Here is a 17,244-nt window from a genome sequence, read left to right on the forward strand (position 1 = left end):
AAATCCCCGCTTTGATATTATTATTAATCGTTTATTTTATTTACAAAAGCTAAAATGCCCGAAACTGCAACTTTCCTATAAGCTGTTTTTTATCCTAAAAATCATTCAGAAAACACATTGATTTTATTGAAGTTTTCATTTTGTGAAAATTGGCGGTTTTTTACTTAATTTATGCATGAGGGGGAGGGGATTTCGCATAAAACCCCCGTTTTGATGTCGTTTCTTAAGATCTTATATTTGTTAAAGCGAAATAATTCGATCAAATAGCGGATTGTTGGTCAGGCGATGGGTGACCATGAGCAATGTTTTATCTTTACAGGTTTTCTTTATTAATTGAATAATTTGTTGCTCGGTTTGTCGATCAAGACTTTCTGTTGGTTCGTCCATTAAAATTAATGGGGAATTATGCAGTAAGGCTCTTGCAATGCCGATACGGCGAATTTCGCCACCGGATAGTGTTCGGCCACCTTGTCCAATAAGTAAGTCTAAGCCTTGATCCGTAGCTAATAGTTTGTCGAGCTCAACTTGGTATAATACATCTATTAATTGTTGCTCGGTCGCTTGTTGATTGCCTATGAGTAAATTTTGCTTTAAGGTGTCACTAAATATCGTGATCACTTGTGGCACCATAGCAATCGTTTGCCGTAATGTTTTTTCATCAAGTTGATTGAGTTCAACATTGTTGATATAAATATTGCCTGATTGAGGTTGCCATGTGCGATTTATTAGGCTTAGCAATGTCGATTTACCACAACCTGTTTTACCAATTATGCCAATATGTTCACCATGTTCAACTGTCAATGAAAAATCAGTTAATACCGCAAAAGGCTGATTGGGATAAGTGAAATTGATTTGCTTAAATTGTAATTTTGCCACGTTTAGATCTATCGTTCTGCCTTTTGGCACAAATTTAATATCTGGTGTTTGATTGAAAATAGCGGTGGTGCGTGTGGCAGAAGAAAGCACTTGTCCTAAAAAGATAAATGCACCGGGAATTGGCATAAGGATTTCGGCACTGGCAAGACTAACAAATACAAATAAAGCCACTAAAGGTGATAAGGTGTATTGGGTAATTAACCATAGCACAAGTAACGTTAAAAAGCCTGCAATTAGTAAGACTAATGCACTTGATAACGCCATTAATGTTGATTGGCGCTGCTGATTATACAACCAATCTGATTCCAGTTCATCAAGCTGAGTGCGATAGCGCAGTTGCGCATTAAATAGGGTCAGTTCAGCTTGCCCTTGCAGGTAATTGATTAATAATGTTCGGTACTCACTTTGTTGTTTGGCCAGCGTTTTGCCTAGCTGTTCTCCTGCTTGGTAAAAAATAACGGGAACGACAAGTAATGTAATTGTAAGTATGATAGTAATGATTAGTGCAATGGGTAAATTGATAGTTGCAAGCCCAATAAATAAAATGCCAATGGTCACCAAAGCAGTTACAATAGGGGCAAAGAGTTTTAGGTATAAGTGATCAAGCGCATCAATATCAACAATGAAGCGATTAAGTAAATCTGCTCGTTGGTAGTGGGCAAGTTGATTAGCACTTAATGGCAAAATTTTACGAAAAGCAAGCGTTCTTAGATAAGCCAAGATTTTAAATGTAGTGTTGTGATCAACCAAACGCTCCATATAACGTGAAGCGGTGCGAGCAATCGCTGCCGCACGTACGCCGGCTGCTGGCAACATATAATTAAACGAATACAAACCAGCAACGCCAACAAAAGCGGTAGAAGCTAAAAACCATCCTGATAAAGATAATAGAAAGACACTAGCAAATAGGGTAAGAATTGATAACAATAAACCAGCTAAAATTTGCCAAAAATAGTGTTTATAAAGAGCTATATAAGGGCGCAATGTGGCTAACATAAATCCTCCTCGCTATCACAAGGTAGCTTACCTTGATGTAGCTTGCTGTGGGCTAGTTGCCAGATTTGTTCATAATTCTGCATATCATCTGTTTGGTGAGTAATGGTAATGCTGTTGGGGGCAATAGGTTGTTGATCTAGATTTTGCATGGTTTGCTTGTCTAAACTAGCCGTTGGCTCATCAAGAATAATTAATTGGCAAGGTTTTAGCATAGCTCTGGCTAAAGCAATTCGTTGTGCTTGCCCAACAGATAAACGCACGGCATCTTCGCCAACTTGGGTTTCAATTCCTTGTGGTAATTTGGCAATTACATCGGCTAATTGTGTTTTGGCGATTACCTCTTCAAGTTCTTGCATTGTGGCATTTGGCTTGCCAAGTAAAATATTATCGCGAATAGTGCTATTTAGCAGATAAGGATTTTGCCCTATCCAACTCACCTTTTGCTGCCAATCATTTATGTCTAATTGGTTAAATTCGATGCCATTAATTTTTAGCGAACCTTGATAAGGTAAAAAACCGAGCAACACTTGCATTAACGACGTTTTCCCTGCGCCACTGGTACCAATCAAAGCCAATTTAAACGGTGCTTGCAAATTAAACGATAGTGGGCCAACGATAAACTGTTGTTCACTGGATAGTACAATTAAGTTGTTTGCTTCAATGGTTTGTAATGGTTCATTCAATTTGATGTTAGTTGCTTTAATGTTAGGTTGTTTTTGCACAATGTTTTTACTTAAAAAAGTTTCGATATTATCAGCCGCTGCGATTGCTTCTGCTTTAGCATGATAGTAGGTGCCTAAATCACGTAATGGTTGAAAATATTCAGGTGCTAGAATTAACGCAAAAAAACCAGCAAATAAGGTAACAGTTCCGTTGTATGCGCCAAAATCAAATTCTCCCAAATAGGAAAAACCAAAATAAATCGCCACAATGGCGATTGAAATTGATGTGAAAAACTCTAATACAGCAGAAGATAAGAATGCAATTTTGAGTACTTGCATCGTTTTTATACGAAAATCCTCAGAAGCACGAGCTATTTCGTTAGTTTGTTTTTCGCCTTGGTTGAATAGCCGAATGGTATTGAGACCTTTTAGACGATCTAAAAAGTGACCACTTAAATAAGCGAGGGCTTTAAAATGGCGACGATTGATATCGGCAGCCCCCATTCCGACTAAGATCATAAAAATAGGAATCAGTGGTGCTGTGCAAAGTAAAATTGTAGCGGCGGCCCAATTAAAAGGGAATATCGCTATACAAATTAAAATCGGTGTCATGCTTGCCAATCGCATTTGTGGCAAATAGCGTGCAAAAAAGTCATGCAATTTATCGACTTGTTCAATAAGTAACGTACTCCATGCGCCGATCGTGCTTTGATTTAAGTAAGCTGGACCATGCAATTCAAGTTGGTTAATTAATTGGTGTCGAATTTGCTTGCGAACTTTTTGGCCTATGGCAAAGTTGATTTTTTCACGCAGATAAATAAAAAATGCCCGACCGAGTAATACCCCAATTAGTCCGCCCCAAAAAGGTAAGATATCCGTAAAATGGTGTTGCTCAATAATGATTTTTTGTAAAATAATTGCAAGCAACGCAGCTTGGATAATCACTAATATTGTTAAAACAAAGCCAGTTAAAATCGAAGCCCATAAATTACTTTTATGCATTTTTGCATACTGTTTTAACCAGCCAAGTAAATAGGCTTGGCGTTTTTTATCTAATGACATGAAGCTCTTTACTGTTTATTTTAAGTTGTCCAAATAGTGTTCGGCATCTAAAGCCGCCATACAGCCCGTACCTGCTGAAGTAATCGCTTGACGATAAATATGATCCATTACATCACCAGCTGCAAATATTCCCTCGATACTGGTTTGTGTTGCATTTCCTTGTGTGCCTGATTGCACTTTAATATAGCCTTCATTTAATTCAAGCTGTCCTTCGAAAATGGTCGTATTGGGTTTATGTCCAATAGCAATAAATACGCCCAAAACAGAAATTTCTTCAGTTAAATTTGTATCTTGTGTGCTACGGATTCGAACGCCTGTAACGCCCATGTTGTCACCTAAAATCTCGTCAACGATGCGGTGTGTATGTAAGATCACTTTACCTTCTTTTATTTTTTGGTCTAAGCGATCCATTAATATTTTTTCAGCTCTGAAGGTATCTCGACGATGGATTAAATGTACTTCGCTAGCAATATTGGCTAAATAAAGGGCTTCTTCAACGGCAGTATTACCACCGCCAACAACGGCAACTTTTTGGTTACGATAGAAAAAACCATCGCAAGTTGCACAAGCTGATACCCCTTTGCTTTTGAAAGCCTCTTCTGATGGTAAGCCCAAATATTGTGCTGAAGCCCCTGTAGCGATGATCAATGCATCACAGCTGTATTGCGTTTCACTACCATAAAGCTTATAAGGTTTTTCGCTAAAATCGACACGATCGATGTGATCTAAAATAATTTCGGTGTTAAACCTTTCAGCATGTTCTTTCATTTTGACCATTAATTCTGATCCTGTTAAGTCAGGTGCACCAGCAGGCCAGTTTTCAAGATCTGTGGTTGTAGTAAGTTGTCCACCTTGTTGCATTCCTGTAATTAATACGGGGGAAAGGTTTGCACGTGCAGCGTAAACTGCTGCGGTATAACCTGCAGGGCCAGAACCAAGTATTAACAAACGGGCATGTTTGGTTTTCATTTTAAATCCTTACTTATTTTGACTTTGGTCATTTTTAGCAAAACTAGTGCAACTTATAGCAGATAAGTCTAACATTATTAATCCTTATAGTGTAAAAAAAATTGATTATTGTATCAATAGGCAATCATAACAGGTTGTATTTGTATTATTTGCGTTGAGTTAATTTTTTGCGAATTAATTGGTTATCTTTTTCTTTTCAATTATTTTAAAGATATTTATTCTTTTTTAAACTTTGTTTGTTTTGGTTTTTTACTTTCAGTGTTTAAAATATGCGCTTTTCTTATTCTTAAATTTTTTCCTAACATTTAGCAATAACATTTTTATTATTAGTTTACTCGACATCCTAACAAAACAAGGGGGAGATAAGATGAACAATCCTTCAAAAGAAAATGTAGAAGCAGTGCTTAGAAAAATTGGTTGGGCACAAGAGATTTTAAATTCGGTACAACAAAATATTAGCGATCCTCAAGTTGGTAATATTTTATCTGGTGTTGCCTTTATCATGGATTCGGCTTCATCTGAAGCTGAAGCGCTCTATCAATTAATTAAATAAACAATTAATTAAATAAAGCTCTGCTGTTTTTTCATTTATACCTTCATTCGCCGTTTGGCGATTGAAGGTATTCAATTGGTTAGCTCGTTGAATTGTCATCCGATAAATATGTTGTTATATCTAGTAATGGCCAGCGAACACGTGCTGTAGGCTCTCCGGCTCGATAGCCGAATGCTAAACATAGCCCAACACCAAATGATTCACTACTTAACTGCGGTATATATTTTTCTAAAATTTGTATTACTTTATCGTGATCAAATCCACCTATTGCACATGAGTCAATGCCTCGAAATGCAGCTGCTGTCATCATATTGGCGCTAGCGATATAATCTTGCATTTCTGACCAGTGATTAATGGTTAAACCATCAGCAAGCCCTTGCTCGCAAAAATTAATAAATGCTTGACAAGCAATGTCGATTGCTGTTTGATCATTGGGATTAGGTAAAGTACGAGCAATAGCTCGGCGTAAGTAATCACTTTGCGAAGTGAAGTTATTGGCTTTGCGATAAAGTATGATCACAAAATGTGAACAGCTTGTCACTTGCTCTTGATTGTAGCAAACCGATCGCAATTGTGCCTTTATTTTATCACTGTCAATGACCACAAAATGCCAAGGCTCCATACCAAATGATGAGGGAGATTGTCGGCCAGCTTCTAATATATATTCAATATCATCATTATTGATTTTTTTTGTTTGATCAAATTTTTTACATGCATGTCTAAAATCAAATGCTTGGGTTAGCTTATCCATATTTTCTCCTTACGATTTGGTATTCCATGGGGCAACTTTTAATAATAATAACATACCTGGGATGGCGAGAATCGTACATAAACTAAAAAATGTTGTCCACCCCAAATATTCAACCATAATGCCTGTTGTCGCATTAATTAATGTTCTTGGAATTGATGCTATGCTAGTAAATAAAGCAAATTGTGTTGCAGTATAAAGCGGATTGGTTGTTTTTGCGATAAACGCTACAAATGCGGCAGAACCAAGGCCAACGCCAAGTGATTCGAAACCAATTACTATTGCTAATAAAGCTTTTTGGTATGTCCCTATAGCATTAAAAGGACCTTCCACCGAAAGCCAAGCAAATCCTAAAATTGAAATAACTTGTACAAGACCAAAGGACCATAGTGCGCGGTTTATTCCTATTTTTATCATCAAAATACCGCCAATTAGTGCACCCAATACGCTTGGCCATAAAGAGGCATTTTTTGCTATCCAGCCAATATCGGGGCGACTATAGCCCATTTGTAAATAAAAAGGTGTGGCTAATGAAGTAGCCATACTATCGCCTAATTTATATAAAAAGATAAATGCTAATATTAAAATTGCTGTTTTAAGCCCATTTCGAGTAATAAATTCATTAAATGGCTCAATGATGATATCTTTAAAATGGTGATTTTTTGGCATTTGATTAAGAGGCTCTTTGACCAGCAATGTCATTATGATAGCCGGTAGCATAAATAGTGCTGTAATGATAAAAACACTATTCCACGGTAAATAGTTTGATAATATAAGTGATAATGAACCAGGTACTAAACCTGCAATTCGATAAGCGTTTGTATGAATACTATTACCGAGCCCTAATTCTTTATCAATTAATAATTCTCGTCTAAATGCATCAAGCGCAACATCTTGAGTGGCGGAAAATAGCGCAATAATAAAGCAGGTAATCGCAATTAACCAGATGTTTAACTTAGGCGAAAAAAATCCCAATATTGCGATTGATAAAGTGAGTACAATTTGGCAACCCAGCATCCAACCGCGGCGTCGCCCTAAATTAAACGGTGAAATATTATCCATAAATGGCGACCAGATAAATTTCAAAATATAAGGAATTTGCGTTAACGAAAAAGCACCAATTGTTTTTATATTTACACCATCGCTTATTAACCAAGCAGGTAATAGTTGTAATAATAAATAAAAAGGAAGACCAGAAGCAAAACCCGTAAAAATGCAGATTAGCATCTTGGTGTTAAAAATTGTTTTCAAAAGTGAATTTTGCGCATTATTCATTATCTATCTTTATTGTTAGTTTTTAGCAAAGTGCTATCATAGCATATAACCTATAAAAATAATTTGATAAGTGAAGGTAAACACTGTTACCTAAAGTGATATTGCCAACATAACAAATTCATACGCAATATTTTTTTGAAAGCTAAAAGTCTTTTTTGTTAAAAATTGTAAAGGCTATGTGTTGTGTTTCAGTATAAAAATTGTTTGAGTATAAAGATTAACGCCAACAACCAGTAAAAAATAACTAATTACCATTAAGAGGGGTTTAGTAATATGAAAAGTTCAATTAAAGTCGCTGTCTTTAGTAGCAAGCATTACGATAAAGAACACTTAGAAATGGCAAACAAAAAGTTTGGTTTTGATATTGAATATTATGAACATAAACTCAGTCATAAAACGGCTGTTACAGCTCAAGGGTATGATGCTGTTTGTGCATTTGTTAATGACGAAGTCGATAAAAAAGTACTACAAAAATTAGCCAGTTATGGCATTAAAATTTTAGCACTTCGTTGTGCTGGTTTTGATAATGTTGATTTAGCAGAAGCTGAAAAATTGGGAATTACTGTAGTGCGAGTGCCTGCTTATTCGCCAGAAGCCGTTGCAGAGCATGCAGTGGCTTTAATGATGACGCTAAATAGAAGAACGCATAAAGCCTATCAACGCACTCGTGATGCTAACTTTTCGTTAGATGGGTTAACTGGCTTTAATATGCACAATCGTACTGCTGGCGTTATTGGTACCGGCAAAATTGGTCAAGCGGTTATTCGTATATTGAAAGGTTTTGGTATGCATATTCTTGCTTATGATCCTTATCCTAATGATATTGTGGTTGAACTAGGGGCGCAATATGTTGAATTAGATGAGCTATATGCCAAGTCAGATGTGATCACATTACATTGTCCAATGACACCAGAAAATTATCATTTATTAAATAAAGATTCATTCCAAAAGATGAAAAATGGCGTGATGATTATCAATACCAGCCGTGGAGCATTACTTGATGCAACAGCTGCTATTGAAGCATTAAAACAAACCAAAATTGGTGCTTTGGGCATGGATGTTTATGAAAATGAACGTGATCTATTTTTTGAAGACAAATCAAATGATGTCATTTTAGATGATGTATTCCGTCGTTTGTCTTCTTGCCATAATGTTATTTTTACAGGTCATCAAGCCTTTTTGACGCAAGAAGCATTGTTGAATATTTCTGACACCACTTTGAGCAATATTAAGCAAGTTGCGGAAGGTAAATCATGCTCAAATATTGTTAAATAATAAGAAATCCCTTATGATGTTGTCGATTTTTTAATTACTTAAGATATGGATTTTTTTATGCGCCGTATTATCGTTTGTCTTAATTTAATTTTATTGCTTGTAGCTTGTAGCAGTAATAGATCTTCAACATCGCCAATGAAAGAACACCGTGGGCATGCAAATGTCAAAGGCGGTGTTTATCTCGAAAAAGATCACAATCCATCTAAAACCGCAAGTCCGTCATTAGAAATAGATAAAGAAAAATTTATCGATAGAATGGTGAGCAAGCATGGTTTTAACCGTCAACAGCTTCGCAATGTGCTTGCTCAGACCAATAAACTTGATTGGGTAATTAATTTAATGGATAAACAAGCACCAAAATCAGGGCCTGCAACAGGACCAAATGGTGCTTGGATTCGTTATAAAAATAAATTTATTACGGCAAGCAACCTCCCTCGTGGTGTCGAATTTTGGAACCAATACGAAAAAGAGTTAAAGCGTGCTTATACCGAATATGGTGTTCCACCTGAAATTATTGTTGGCATTATCGGTGTCGAAACAGGTTGGGGTAGAGTAATGGGTAAAACGAAAATTATTGATGCGCTATCAACGCTTGCCTTTTACTATCCAAGGCGTGCACAATATTTTTCTAACGAATTAGAAGACTTTTTGGTGATGTGCCGTGATGAAAGCGTTGATCCGTTTGATTTAAGTGGATCATTTGCTGGCGCAATGGGATATGGTCAATTTATGCCGTCAGCGTTTAGACGTCATGCCGTTGACTTTAACCATGATGGTCATGTTGATTTGTGGGATCCAGTTGATGCTATCGGTAGTGTTGCAAACTACTTTAAGTCATATGGTTGGCAACGAGGTAAGAAAGTGGCGGTAATGGCTGATGGTCAGGCTCCATCACTTAACTCAGGTTTTAGCACTAAATACTCAATTGAAACGCTTGCAAAAGCTGGCTTGAAACCACAAGGCTCACTAGATGGTCATACTCAGGTGAGTCTATTGCGCCTTGATATGGGTGATCGTTACCAATTTTGGTATGGCTTACCGAATTTTTATACCATAACCCGCTATAACCATAGCATGCATTATGCCATGGCAGTTTGGCAATTGGGACTTGCAGTTAAAGAAGCAAGATAACTATCGAATATTTAATATCAAATTTTATTAGGTCGTTGTTATGCGACCTTTTTTATATCTGCCAATAATATTTAAGAAATAATCAGTTTTATTGCAAGTAATAATAAAAATACACCAAAAAACTTGATCAGCTTTTTTATTGATAATTTTTGTGCAATTTGTGCCCCCACTTTTGCCATAGGAATGCTCGCCAGCATAATAGTTAATGCCGCAGGTAAATAAATAAAGCCTAAGCAATATTGGGGTAATTGTGGGGTATGCCAACCCGCAATGATGTAGCCAACTGTACCACCGATAGCAACGGGTAAAGTGAAAGCAGCCGATGTTCCAATTGCTTTTCGCATATCTATGCCACATTTTTGTAAAAATGGTACAACTAAAACACCACCACCCACGCCGACAAGTGCAGCAAAAATGCCAATTAAGGTTCCTGCAAATATAAAAATGCTGTTATTAATAGAAATATTTTTACTAGTATGATTTTGTGAAACTTTACTCGCTTGTAAAATAAATTGGCCACTAACATAAATAAGAAAAATGATAAATATCCATTTTAACCAAACCCCTGGAATATAAGGCGTCATATACGAACCACCTAAAGTGCCTATGATACAACCTAAAACCATTTTTCTAAGGATATTCCATTGAATATTATTGTTTTTATTATAAATATAGCTTGAAGATAAACTTGTGCCAATGATGGTTGCTAATGAGGTTGCAATCGCGATATGGTTAACCCAAGCATTACCTAGATTAAAATAATTTAAGGTAAAGATTAAGGAGGGCACTATTAATGCACCACCGCCAACACCAAACATACCAGCTAATAATCCCGCAACAGCGCCTATAGAAAGGAATATAATAAATTCAAGAATCATGTTTAATCCTTAAGGTATGGTAACACTAATAACCCATCTTTTTTGTTAAGTAAAAATTAAAATTAGATAATTGATTTTACTGATCCACCGTTTAATATCATTATCAGGTTTGATTGCAAAATAGTAAATTAAAAGATGACAAGATGGCTAAAAAATCTTATGTTATTTAGCAGATGGTAACGAATAAAAGTTTGAAAATAAATTGGCGGGAGTGAATAATGAAAGATCGTTTAAAGTGGATTGATGATTTTGGTTTTTTAGGCGAAACAGCCAGTGGACACTCGTTAGTTATGGATGGTGGTATTGAACATGGAGGGCGTAATCGCGGTGCTCGCCCTATGGAGCTTTTGTTACATGGTGCAGCAGGTTGTATGGCTTATGATATTATCGCTATTTTAAAAAATAATAAAAAAGATATTCGCGATCTTTGGATAGAAATTGATAAAACTCAAGCAGAATCTTCACCAAAAGTCTATACATCTATTAATTTCCATATTGTGATTACAGGTATCAATATAGATGATCAAGCAGTAGAAAGAGCAGTGAAGCTTGCTTCAGAAAAATACTGTAGTGCCTCTATCATGCTAGGGAAAACCGCAAAAATGTCTTATACCTATGAGGTTAGGGAATATCATTAAAGTCTATTCTTATAACGAATAATTATAATCTAATAACAACCTGATCTTAGTGTGTTTTGCATTAATCATTTAACATTTTATTAGTCAGTGTAATAAGAGAGTGGTTATGCAACAGTTAAGTAAAACTATGCGATTTCGGGATATGGTTATTCTGGGATTGCTTTTTATTGGCCCAGCGGCACCAATAGGATTATTTGGTGTTTTAGATGCAATCAGTGATGGTGCAGTTGTTTTAGTATATATTGTAGCAACTTTAGTAATGGCATTTACCGCATTTTCTTATGCTAGAATGGCAAATGCTTTACCCCATGCAGGAGCGGTTTATGCTTATTGTTCGATTGGCATTCATGCTAATGTGGGATTTTTAGTCGGCTGGTTGTTATTGCTTGATTATATGTTTATTCCTGCTGTTGCTTACTTATTTAGCGGTATTTCGTTCAATGCCTTAATTCCTGAAGTACCTGTATGGGTATGGACTTGCTTGGCGGTTGTATTAACTACCACGTTGAATTTAATTGGCATCAAAAAATCGGCGAAAATTACATTAATTATCTTACTATTTGAAATTATTGTATTGTTTGCTGTGCTATTTGTTGCTATTTGGCTAATAGCAACTAGTGATATTAGTCGAGATTGGTTGAAACCTTTTTGGGGCGGTGATTTATTTAGCTGGGCTAATCTGTTTAATGCTGTATCTATTGCGGTGCTCTCTTATTTGGGATTTGATGCTATTGCAACTTTTTCTGAAGAAAACGGTGGTTCCCATAATTTAGTGAGTAAAGCAATTATGAGTTGTTTAATTTTAGCAGGTTGCCTATTTGTAATTCAAATTTATGTTGGTGCTTTACTTAATCCTTATAATTCAGCATATTTGCGTAGTCATCCTGAACTACAGGGTAAAGCTTACTATAATATTGTTAATCAAGAAATTAACTTATACCTAGGATGGGCGCTAAGTTTGATGAAAGCCATTGGTGCATCATTTGCTGCAATGGTTGGGCAAGCTGCCGCAAGTCGTCTTTTATTCAGTATGGGGCGCGATAAGCGTTTACCTTCATTTTTTGCTAAAGTGGGTAAAAAAAGTGGCGTGCCAGCAATGGCTATTTTATGCTCTGCGCTATTTAATTTATGTTTAGTTGTTATTGTTGCCAATCATGATAAAGGATTAGCAACTCTAGTGTCATTTGTTGATATTGGTGCGTTAACGGCATTTATTATGTTACATTTATCTGTAATCGGCTACTTTAAGTTTAAAAAACGTTCAAAGGGTTGGCGTTCTTGGGTTTTAAATATCTTTATGCCTATTATTGGCATTATAGTGTTATTACCTGTATTACTACATATTGATAATGATGCAAAAATTGTCGGTGTAATTTGGTTAGCAATTGGTATGATTATTCTCTATTTAAACAAAGAGCAGGCTCAATTAGTTTGCTTAGAAAAACATGAATAATAAACTTAATACATTTATTGAAGATTTATTGCATCTTAATTAAGATGACAGTATTTTCCTATTTTCCACAGGCGTTATAATAAAATGCTATCAGAAATATTACGTGGTGCGTTAATTTCCGCTAGCCTAATCATTGCTATTGGTGCACAAAATTTATTTGTTCTCAAACAGGGAATATTAAAAAACCATATTTTCTATGTGTCGGCAATTTGTTTTATTTGTGATATTGTATTAATGTCGATTGGCATTCTAGGGGTGGGCTCTTTCATTAGTTGTAATCCTTTAATCACAAATCTGCTAGCAATAATGGGGGTGTTTTTTTTAATTTGGTATGGTTTTAGTGCGTTTAAAAGTGCAATTAAAGGCACAAGCAATATGCAAATAGAATCTCAAAATGTGAATAATAGCCGTTTAATCAAGGTGGTAGTTGCAACGTTAGCGGTCACTTTGCTTAACCCACATGTATATTTAGATACGGTTGTGATTGTTGGGGGAATAGCTGGCACATTAAATAGTGAACAAAAACTGGCATTTTTGATTGGCGCTGTTTGTGTCTCTTTTGTATGGTTCTTTGGTATTGGTTATGGTGCAAGATTGTTAGCGCCATTATTTAAACAAAAAAAGATGTGGATAATATTAGATTGTCTAGTTGGCACTGTCATGTTGTACATCGCTTATCGGCTAGTTTTTTATGTCGTTTATAACAATTAAAGCTAGAACAGTAAATAGGCTATAGCCTATATGATTCAAAGAGCGTTCGGCCTATTAATAAACATCCTTACTTTGCTCATCAAACATCCATTTAAGATCTTTAAATAATAAAGGCTCTTTTGGGCATTTTTATCTCCCCCTTGAGAGCAATTATCAAATAATATTATGAAATAATAATGTGACTATTATCACAATTACATGTATTTGTTAAATTATAAGATATCTTCTTTATATAATTAGTGCTAGCTTACATAGTATAAATTTGGATTGTTACTGTACAGCTAATTGTCTATACAGGCAAAACCTAAACATTTTGGTTAATAAAGTGTTTAGGTTTTTTTATATAAGGGTTTTGTTTTATATAAAGGAAAGTTGAAGCGTATGGATTAGTTATAGCGTAGATATAAGATGGTTTATTACTGTTTATTCAATTCAGTTATTTTATAAATTTACTATTAATAAATGCGTAATAGATCACTTAAGGAGAAAACAATGAAAAGTAATATTTTAAAACTAACACTATTAATTAGTGCGGTTCTTACCACAAGTCCATTATTTGCTATTGACCAAGTCAAAATTGAAAGCAATCAATTAAAAAAAATAACTGTGGATGGTCTTGAGTTTAAAGATATGGATAAAAATGGAAAATTAACTCCATATGAAGATTGGCGTTTATCGCCACAGCAACGAGCACAGGATTTGCTTTCAAGAATGTCATTAGAAGAGAAAGCTGGGATAATGATGCATGGCAATGCGCCAAGTGTAAATAATGAAATAGGGCGTGGTGATAAATATGATTTTAAAAAGCTGACTGTTTTGATTCTGAAAGATAAAGTTAATAGCTTTATAACCAGATTAGAAGTTAATCCTAAAGATTTTGCGGAGCAGAATAATCAGTTACAAAAAATAGCTGAATCTTCTCGTTTATCCATTCCATTGACAATAAGTGTTGATCCTAGAAATACGTTTTATTATGGTAATGAGTTAGGTATAAAAAGTGGTTTTAGTCAGTGGCCTGGAACATTAGGCATGGCGGCTATTGGTCGTGAAAAAGATATCAATGAATATGGCGATATTATCCGTCAAGAATACCGTTCATTAGGTGTAACGCAAGCCTTGTCACCCATGGCCGATTTAGGTACAGAACCGCGTTGGGCTAGATTTGAGGGGACATTTGGTGAAAATCCTGAGTTAAGCAAAAAAATGGTTCGTGGTTATATATCTGGAATACAAAATGGTAGTACAGGTCTAAATTCGCAAAGTGTCGCTGCCGTTGTGAAACACTGGGTGGGATATGGTGCTGCCGAAAATGGATTTGATAGTCATAGTGCTTATGGTAAATATGCGCTTTTTACCCATAAAGATAGCTTAAAAGAACATATTATTCCATTTACAGGCGCTTTTGAGGTAAATGTTGCAGGTGTCATGCCAACTTATTCTATATTGAAAAATGCTCAGCTAGGTGATCATAAATTTGATGCTGTTGGCGGTGGGTTTAATTCATTTTTATTGCAAGATCTATTACGTAATACTTATCAGTTTAAAGGTGTTGTTATAAGTGATTGGAGTATTACTAATGATTGTAATGATGTTTGTGTTAATGGAACAGCTTCGGGAATTAAACCGAAAGTTGAAGGCATGCCATGGGGAGTTGAGGATCTTACTAAAGAGCAACGCTTTATTAAAGCTTTTCATGCTGGCATTCAACAGTTTGGCGGGGTTAGCGATAGTTCAATTATTGTAACTGCTGTTAAGAATAAAAAAATTGCCGAAAAAAATATCGATAAAGCCGTTTTAGCGATTTTGATTCAAAAATTTTCTCTAGGTCAATTTGAAACACCATATGTAGATCCAAACAAAACAAGTATTGTTGGCAACAAAGATTTTCAAAAGATGGCGAGTCAGGCCCAATATAATTCTTTGGTATTACTTGAAAATATACAAAAAACATTACCATTAAACGCCAATAACAAAATCTATTTATATGGATTTTTACCAAATGCTAAAAATCTGTTAAAGAATAAAGTGAATATTGTTGATAAATTAGAGCAAGCTGATGTGGTTGTTGCCCGAATAAATGCACCTTATGAGCAAAATCATAAAGGTTACTTTTTTGGCTTAGAGCATCATGAGGGATCTTTAGCATTTCCTCCTAACGATAAAGATATTGAATTTATTGCGCAAGCAAGTAAAACGCATCCTGTTGTTGTTACTGTTTATTTAGATAGGCCAGCAATTGTCACTCCATTAAAACAATACGCTAGTGCTGTTATTGCTAATTTTGGGGTAAATGATGAAGTATTGTTTGATAGATTATTTGGTGACAAACCTTACGTAGCTAAAATACCATTTTCACTACCAGACTCAATGGATAGCGTACAGCAACAATCTTCAGATCTGCCTAATGATATGAAAGCACTCTATCCGCTTGGTTATGGTTTAACGCAGTGAGGGATAACGCATTGGCTTTATAAATTATTTTTGTAAATTATTTTGTGTGTTTGCCTGTTTTTAACGCATTCTAATGCACAAAGAAAGCCAATAAACATGGGTGAAAAAAGATTAATAGGCTTGATAATAGAATTAGCGAAGATATTAAAACTAACATATTAAAAATTAAGACGATTTGGGTAATTTTGAATAAATTAAATCATCAAAATTACCCTCAATGCAGAAATAGGGTAATTAATAATGTTGCCGATACAAAGTTATTTTCCCCATCCACAACTCATTTATATCATTGCTCGTTTAAATAAAAAAGTTATTTATTAGCAATACAATAAGGCCTGAAAAATTCGTTTGGGAATAATCATAATCAAAGAATATTTTTTACATATTTACAAGCATCTTTATGGTTATTTTTACAAGCTTGCTGAAAATAATATTTTGCTTTGTAAATATCTTGTGCAACTCCTTGGCCATTTTGATACATGATACCTAAATAGTATTGAGCATCCGCATAATTTTGTTGCGCGGAAAGCCGAAACCACTCTAATGCTTTACTGTAATCTTTTGCAAACCATGACCCTTGATAATATAACCAGCCTAAGCTACATTGCGCATCTGGATTGCCAGATTCCGCAGCTTCAGTATCTAACTCAACGCCTTTGGCAAAATCTTTTTTTAACCCACCCAATCCATTGTAATACATATTAGCTAAATTATGTTTTGCCATCATATTGCCTTTTTGGGCAGCTTGCTCATAAAGTTTTCTGGCTGTCGTGTAGCTTTTTTTTACAGCAGTTCCGTTATAATAGAAAACGCCTAGATTATTGAGTGCCTCTTTATTACCTTGTTTTGCTGCTTTTTCATACCACTCTTTGGCTTTAAAATAATTTTGACTGATACTGTTATCATTTAAATTTTGTTCAATTCCTTTACGATAATGTTTTTTTTCTGCAAATTCGTAAAGTGTCCCCATATTATATTGACCTAGAGCATTACCATTCAATGCTGCTTTTTCATATAACTCTTTTCCTTTTAGTAAATTTTGCTCTACACCTTGACCTGTAGCATACATATAGCCTAAAGCTACTTGGGCATCAGAGTGATTTTGATTAACTGCTTTTTGATACCATTCAATAGCTTTTGCATAATCTTGTTTAACACCTAGGCCATAGTTATACATATAACCTAAATTGTATTGTGCTTGAGCGTTATTTTGTTCAGTCGCTTTTTTATATTCAACATTAAAATTGTATTTTGTATTTAGTTGTGCAAAAACTGAAATGTTTACAGATATTAATAAGCAAATTATCAATGTTAATTTTTTCATTTATCTGCCTGTGTTAGTTGGGGAAATATTATTTTTATTAAAGGATCTTTTTTATTTATTTGCAAGCTTATTTATGATTATTTAATAAGCATAAATATCTTTTTTATCTTTATCTGATTACATGTCGATTTATTTTAATGTGCAGACATGTTCATTTATTATTGCTGTCTAGTTTTCAAGTTTACGTGATGGAACGTGAGGGTAAAGGATTGGATTCTACCATATAGAAACAAGCACCAAAA

General features: G+C 35.1%; 14 protein-coding genes. 7 read left to right on the forward strand and 7 right to left on the reverse strand.

Annotated features, from left to right (window positions below; genetic code table 11):
• Positions 1–240: 240 nt before the first annotated feature.
• Genes cydC through trxB form a run of 3 tightly spaced genes read right to left on the reverse strand, consistent with a single transcriptional unit; the run spans position 241 to position 4,565 of the window.
• The gene (gene cydC / locus A9G41_RS05785) at positions 241–1,872 is read right to left on the reverse strand and encodes a heme ABC transporter ATP-binding protein/permease CydC (RefSeq protein WP_065583448.1); all 1,632 of its coding nucleotides are present in this window, start codon (positions 1,870–1,872) and stop codon (positions 241–243) included.
• Positions 1,866–3,596 (reverse strand): heme ABC transporter permease/ATP-binding protein CydD, encoded by a 1,731-nt coding sequence (gene cydD, locus A9G41_RS05790; RefSeq protein ID WP_065583447.1) that lies wholly within the window; start codon positions 3,594–3,596, stop codon positions 1,866–1,868. Before cydD ends, cydC begins: the two co-directional genes overlap by 7 nt.
• 15 nt (positions 3,597–3,611) lie before the next feature.
• The gene (trxB, locus tag A9G41_RS05795; RefSeq protein WP_065583446.1) at positions 3,612–4,565 is read right to left on the reverse strand and encodes a thioredoxin-disulfide reductase; all 954 of its coding nucleotides are present in this window, start codon (positions 4,563–4,565) and stop codon (positions 3,612–3,614) included.
• 367 nt (positions 4,566–4,932) lie between these two features.
• Between trxB and A9G41_RS05800 the strand changes: the two genes are divergently transcribed.
• Positions 4,933–5,118: a hypothetical protein gene (locus A9G41_RS05800; RefSeq protein ID WP_065566774.1), complete on the forward strand. Its 186-nt coding sequence runs from the start codon at positions 4,933–4,935 to the stop codon at positions 5,116–5,118.
• 79 nt (positions 5,119–5,197) lie between these two features.
• Here A9G41_RS05800 and A9G41_RS05805 read toward each other — a convergent pair whose 3' ends face one another.
• Together A9G41_RS05805 and A9G41_RS05810 are read right to left on the reverse strand one after the other, a co-directional pair.
• The gene (locus A9G41_RS05805) at positions 5,198–5,869 is read right to left on the reverse strand and encodes an NAD(P)H-dependent oxidoreductase (protein ID WP_065566775.1); all 672 of its coding nucleotides are present in this window, start codon (positions 5,867–5,869) and stop codon (positions 5,198–5,200) included.
• 9 nt (positions 5,870–5,878) lie between these two features.
• Positions 5,879–7,141 carry an AmpG family muropeptide MFS transporter gene (locus A9G41_RS05810; RefSeq protein ID WP_075539440.1) on the reverse strand — a complete coding sequence of 421 codons (1,263 nt, stop codon included), beginning with the start codon at positions 7,139–7,141 and terminating at the stop codon, positions 5,879–5,881.
• Between the two features lie 285 nt (positions 7,142–7,426).
• Between A9G41_RS05810 and A9G41_RS05815 the strand changes: the two genes are divergently transcribed.
• Entirely contained in the window at positions 7,427–8,416 is a 990-nt protein-coding gene (locus A9G41_RS05815) for a 2-hydroxyacid dehydrogenase (RefSeq protein WP_065566787.1), read from the forward strand.
• Between the two features lie 57 nt (positions 8,417–8,473).
• Positions 8,474–9,547 carry a lytic murein transglycosylase B gene (mltB, locus tag A9G41_RS05820; RefSeq protein ID WP_065566777.1) on the forward strand — a complete coding sequence of 358 codons (1,074 nt, stop codon included), beginning with the start codon at positions 8,474–8,476 and terminating at the stop codon, positions 9,545–9,547.
• Between the two features lie 71 nt (positions 9,548–9,618).
• Here the strand turns inward: mltB and A9G41_RS05825 are convergent, their stop codons facing one another.
• Positions 9,619–10,425, reverse strand: a complete 807-nt coding sequence (locus A9G41_RS05825) for a sulfite exporter TauE/SafE family protein (RefSeq protein ID WP_065583444.1) — start codon at positions 10,423–10,425, stop codon at positions 9,619–9,621.
• Positions 10,426–10,643: 218 nt separating this feature from the next.
• On the opposite strand from A9G41_RS05825, the gene A9G41_RS05830 reads away from it, so the two are divergent.
• The 4 genes from A9G41_RS05830 to A9G41_RS05845 all read left to right on the forward strand — a co-directional run bounded on the left by A9G41_RS05830 (position 10,644) and on the right by A9G41_RS05845 (position 15,678).
• Positions 10,644–11,063 carry an OsmC family protein gene (locus A9G41_RS05830; RefSeq protein WP_065588084.1) on the forward strand — a complete coding sequence of 140 codons (420 nt, stop codon included), beginning with the start codon at positions 10,644–10,646 and terminating at the stop codon, positions 11,061–11,063.
• 106 nt (positions 11,064–11,169) lie between these two features.
• A complete protein-coding gene (locus A9G41_RS05835) occupies positions 11,170–12,516 on the forward strand; it encodes an APC family permease (RefSeq protein WP_075539441.1) in 1,347 nt (448 codons plus the stop codon).
• Positions 12,517–12,600: 84 nt separating this feature from the next.
• Positions 12,601–13,227 (forward strand): LysE/ArgO family amino acid transporter, encoded by a 627-nt coding sequence (locus tag A9G41_RS05840; RefSeq protein WP_075539442.1) that lies wholly within the window; start codon positions 12,601–12,603, stop codon positions 13,225–13,227.
• A gap of 492 nt (positions 13,228–13,719) precedes the next feature.
• On the forward strand, positions 13,720–15,678 hold the full coding sequence (locus A9G41_RS05845; RefSeq protein WP_065583440.1) for a glycoside hydrolase family 3 protein: 1,959 nt from the start codon (positions 13,720–13,722) through the stop codon (positions 15,676–15,678).
• Between the two features lie 364 nt (positions 15,679–16,042).
• Here A9G41_RS05845 and A9G41_RS05850 read toward each other — a convergent pair whose 3' ends face one another.
• Complete coding sequence (locus A9G41_RS05850; RefSeq protein ID WP_065583439.1) at positions 16,043–17,002, reverse strand: tetratricopeptide repeat protein; 960 nt, start codon at positions 17,000–17,002, stop codon at positions 16,043–16,045.
• Positions 17,003–17,244 lie beyond the last annotated feature (242 nt).

The organism is Gilliamella sp. Nev5-1 (assembly GCF_001690895.1).
Classification (GTDB): Bacteria; Pseudomonadota; Gammaproteobacteria; order Enterobacterales; family Orbaceae; genus Gilliamella; species Gilliamella apicola_C.

Bases quoted from the DNA above. Each gene is read 5' to 3' on its own strand.
- cydC (WP_065583448.1), bottom strand. From the start codon at position 1,872: ATGTTAGCCACATTGCGCCCTTATATAGCTCTTTATAAACACTATTTT.
- cydD (WP_065583447.1), bottom strand. From the start codon at position 3,596: ATGTCATTAGATAAAAAACGCCAAGCCTATTTACTTGGCTGGTTAAAA.
- trxB (WP_065583446.1), bottom strand. From the start codon at position 4,565: ATGAAAACCAAACATGCCCGTTTGTTAATACTTGGTTCTGGCCCTGCA.
- A9G41_RS05800 (WP_065566774.1), top strand. From the start codon at position 4,933: ATGAACAATCCTTCAAAAGAAAATGTAGAAGCAGTGCTTAGAAAAATT.
- A9G41_RS05805 (WP_065566775.1), bottom strand. From the start codon at position 5,869: ATGGATAAGCTAACCCAAGCATTTGATTTTAGACATGCATGTAAAAAA.
- A9G41_RS05810 (WP_075539440.1), bottom strand. From the start codon at position 7,141: ATGAATAATGCGCAAAATTCACTTTTGAAAACAATTTTTAACACCAAG.
- mltB (WP_065566777.1), top strand. From the start codon at position 8,474: ATGCGCCGTATTATCGTTTGTCTTAATTTAATTTTATTGCTTGTAGCT.
- A9G41_RS05825 (WP_065583444.1), bottom strand. From the start codon at position 10,425: ATGATTCTTGAATTTATTATATTCCTTTCTATAGGCGCTGTTGCGGGA.
- A9G41_RS05830 (WP_065588084.1), top strand. From the start codon at position 10,644: ATGAAAGATCGTTTAAAGTGGATTGATGATTTTGGTTTTTTAGGCGAA.
- A9G41_RS05835 (WP_075539441.1), top strand. From the start codon at position 11,170: ATGCAACAGTTAAGTAAAACTATGCGATTTCGGGATATGGTTATTCTG.
- A9G41_RS05840 (WP_075539442.1), top strand. From the start codon at position 12,601: ATGCTATCAGAAATATTACGTGGTGCGTTAATTTCCGCTAGCCTAATC.
- A9G41_RS05845 (WP_065583440.1), top strand. From the start codon at position 13,720: ATGAAAAGTAATATTTTAAAACTAACACTATTAATTAGTGCGGTTCTT.
- A9G41_RS05850 (WP_065583439.1), bottom strand. From the start codon at position 17,002: ATGAAAAAATTAACATTGATAATTTGCTTATTAATATCTGTAAACATT.